General features: G+C 56.2%; 2 protein-coding genes. One reads left to right on the plus strand and one right to left on the minus strand.

Annotated features, from left to right (window positions below; all coding sequences use genetic code 11):
• Positions 1-448: 448 nt before the first annotated feature.
• Entirely contained in the window at positions 449-3,004 is a 2,556-nt protein-coding gene (locus tag QZZ60_RS11080; protein WP_295641387.1) for an ATP-binding protein, read from the plus strand.
• 190 nt (positions 3,005-3,194) lie between these two features.
• On the opposite strand, the gene QZZ60_RS11085 is transcribed toward QZZ60_RS11080, so the two are convergent.
• A partial coding sequence (locus QZZ60_RS11085; protein ID WP_295641389.1) for a hypothetical protein occupies positions 3,195-3,440 on the minus strand: 246 nt, incomplete at its 5' end.

The following is a 3,440-nucleotide window of genomic DNA, read 5'->3' on the forward strand; positions in this document are numbered from 1 at the left end:
CCGCTCACGCCCTCCCATGCCTCTGCGCCCCGAATGCGGGGCGTCCGTAACGCGGTTCTCTCTTTGCTCTTCCCCGCCTCGGCGCTCCCCCGCTCTTTTTCCGCATTCTGCTGCGGCCCCCAACGCTTCGCCTTTCCTGCATCCTGCTGCGGCCCCCACGCTTCGCCTTGCTTTTCCGCTCCCCGCGGCTGTTCGAGACGAAGTTTCCGAAAAACACGGGTTCGGAGCCCCGCCGGGCACGCGACTGCGTCTCTTTTCTTCGTTCTGATTTCCGGCCATATTGCATCATTCTATTGATTTTATCTCAAAAGCGCGTAATATTTTTCCTCCGCATCAGCACGCATTCTCTACAGCCAGCCGCCCGAACAAAAACGAAAAACACGGTGCGATCGTCATACATGATTCACCATGGCGCGGTATGACAAAATTCTGCATCGCGGAGGCAAAAGTGAAGACGGTACTGAAAAATATATCCTATATTGTAAAGAGTGCAAAATTCAGTATTTCCATTTTTATTGTCATGCTGATGTTCGCCTTTGTCGGGTATCAGATCATGAAGATCAACCTTCTGAAAAATGCCCAGAACTTCGGTGACAATCTTGCACGCACCTATTCGCTGGAACAACAGAGCAATTTTCAATTTTATTCCGTTCTGCTCTCCTTCGGCGTGAGCATCGTGGACAACAGCGAACCGCAGGAAGTCCGGGAAAAGATCATGTACTTCTTCCGGCAGGTGGAAAACCTGCTGGGCGACAAAACCATCGATCCGTATCTCGTCGACAGAAACAAGGTCGTGGCGCTCAATCCCTGGGACGGAGACGCCTCCTATGATTTTTCCAACGCCGTGTGGTACAGGCAGGCCGAAGCGCATCCCGGCGAGGTGATCTTCACCGACGCCTACATGGATGCCATTTATCACAAGCCCGTCATCACCATCGCTCAGAAATGCGCCTCCGGTCCTGTGATGGCCTTTGACATCTTCCCTGAAAACATCCGCTTTTCCAGCGTGCTGCCGGACAAGGACAAAAGCATTTCCTTCTTCTTGTGCGACAAGCAGGGAACGCTGCTCTATTCGCAAACCGCCCTCAGCTATTCCGACGCGGTGGTGCGCTCCTACGTGAAGGATCTGTTTCAGCGCATCAAGAAAAACGAACTTGCGGGCTATTCCACCAGCATAGTGGACATGGACGGCCATCGCCGCGGCGTGTACTACTACGAAATGCCGAACGGCTGGATATCCGTGCTCACCATCCCCTTCCGTCTCATTCTGCGGGATCTGAACTCCTTCGTCTGGCTGTTCTGGTCGCTCGTGGTGCTGCTCGTTGCGGGCATGGCCATGCTTACGTGGCGGAACATCTGCAATCAGCGCCGCATCGATCGTACCAACGAAGCCGTTCAGGTGCTCGGCAACCGCTATTACGCCATCTACCGCGTGGACTACGGACAGGAACGCTATGAAGTCATCAAGTGCTCCGACTCCACCGGAAGCCGCCTTGCCCGCACCGGTCCCTACGCCGATCTGCTCAAGGTCATATGCGAAGACCTGCAGGACGACTACATTCAGGAATATCTCGAAAAATTCACCCTTTCCAACATCCGCAAGCTGGTCACGCAGCACGTGCGGGAGTTCGGAGGCGATTTCCGACAGCGCATCGGCAACGCCTGCCGCTGGGTGAGCGTCAGGGCGCTCCACGACGAAGGCCTCGACAGCCGGGAAGTCATCATCTGCTTCCGCGAAATCGAAAAAGAAAAGCAGAAGCAGCTGGAGGAACATACCCTGCTCGTGAACTCGCTGAACAAGGCCGTGCAGAGCGACAGGGCAAAACAGCTATTCTTCAGCAACATATCCCATGAAATGCGCACGCCGCTCAATGCCGTCATCAATCTGACGAAGGCGGCGAAAAGAATGGAGCATGCTCCTTCCAAGATAGCGGAATATCTGGACAAAATAGAAAGATCCAGCTCGCATCTGCTGCAGCTTGTCAACGACATTCTGGAAATGTCCCGGCTGGCGCAGGGCAAGGCGGAACTGAATCTGCAGCGCATGGACCTGCACGACTATCTGGAGGAATGCTTCAGCCCGTTCCGCATTCAGGCAGACATGGAGGGAAAAACCTTCCGCACCACATGGAACGTGGAACATACCCTCGTCATGGGCGACGCCTTCCGGCTCACCCGCATCTTCAACAATCTGCTGTCCAACGCCCTCAAGTTCACGGACAAGGGGGATTCCATATCCGTGGACATTTCGCAGGTAAATCAGCACGAATACGCACAATATAAAATCGTCGTCGCCGATACCGGCATCGGCATGTCGGAAGAGTTTCTGAGCAAGATTTTCGAGCCGTATTCCCGGGACCCCCGCGTTTCCTCCCGGCCCGTCACCGGCACAGGTCTCGGAATGCCCCTCATGAAAAGCATGGTCGAGCTTCTGAACGGCAGCGTGGTGGTTTCCAGCACGCCGGGAAAAGGCACGGCCTTCACCCTCATTCTGCCCTTCCTCACGGTGCACGACAACGAAAGTCCCGATCCTGCCGAGGAAGGAACACATGGGGAAAACGACTCGGAAATCGAGAATTATCTCCATGGAAAACGCGTACTTGTGGCGGAAGACAACGAGATAAACATGGAAGTCGCCACCGAACTTCTTTCCATGATGGGCCTTGTCGTGGAGCAGGCCGGAAACGGCCGCGAAGCCCTCGACAGATTCCGTCATTCCGCGCCCTTCCATTTCGACGCCGTGCTCATGGACATGCAGATGCCGGAAATGAACGGCTGCGAAGCCGGCATGAACATACGCGCCCTGCCCCGGCCCGACGCCCGCATGGTGCCCGTCATTGCCGTCACCGCCAACGCCTTTGCCGAAGACATCGCCGAAACCGTGCGCGCCGGCATGAGCGCCCATGTCTCGAAGCCCATCGACTTCGAAAAGCTCCGCGTTCTGCTGGAAAAACTCATACGCGACTATCGCGCCCACCAGACGCCCGAGCAGAGTCCGTCATGATTGTGCAGACCGTACCGCTCCCGCCTTTTTCCCCCGAGGCCACCATTGCCCGTCAGTCCCGGACACGCTGTACGGACACGAGGCTTGCACGACGGGCATTGCGCTTACGCCGGAAGCGAATTCCGGCTTCTGGCCGCCGTCGGCGCGGCCGCCTGAAGGCAGGTCGCGGGCCCCTAACGTTGAGAGACGGTCATCCGCTGCAAATGGAGGCCGACCGAACAGTGAACGGCGAGTTTTCCCTCAAGTTTCTCTGAGCGTTGCGAGAAAGCTGAAAAGGAAAATTGAAACCCCGCCATATCGTTGAAAAACGGCAGTTCATGCCAACGACGGCTTTCCAGAGCATTGAACCAGCACTCTCCCGTAAAAATCTGGAAATCCCTTCAAACAACACCGGTGCTTTCGCGAAGCGAAGCACCGGTCGGCCACGGCAGGCGGG

This window comes from uncultured Mailhella sp., assembly GCF_905187505.1.
Lineage (GTDB): Bacteria > Desulfobacterota > Desulfovibrionia > Desulfovibrionales > Desulfovibrionaceae > Mailhella.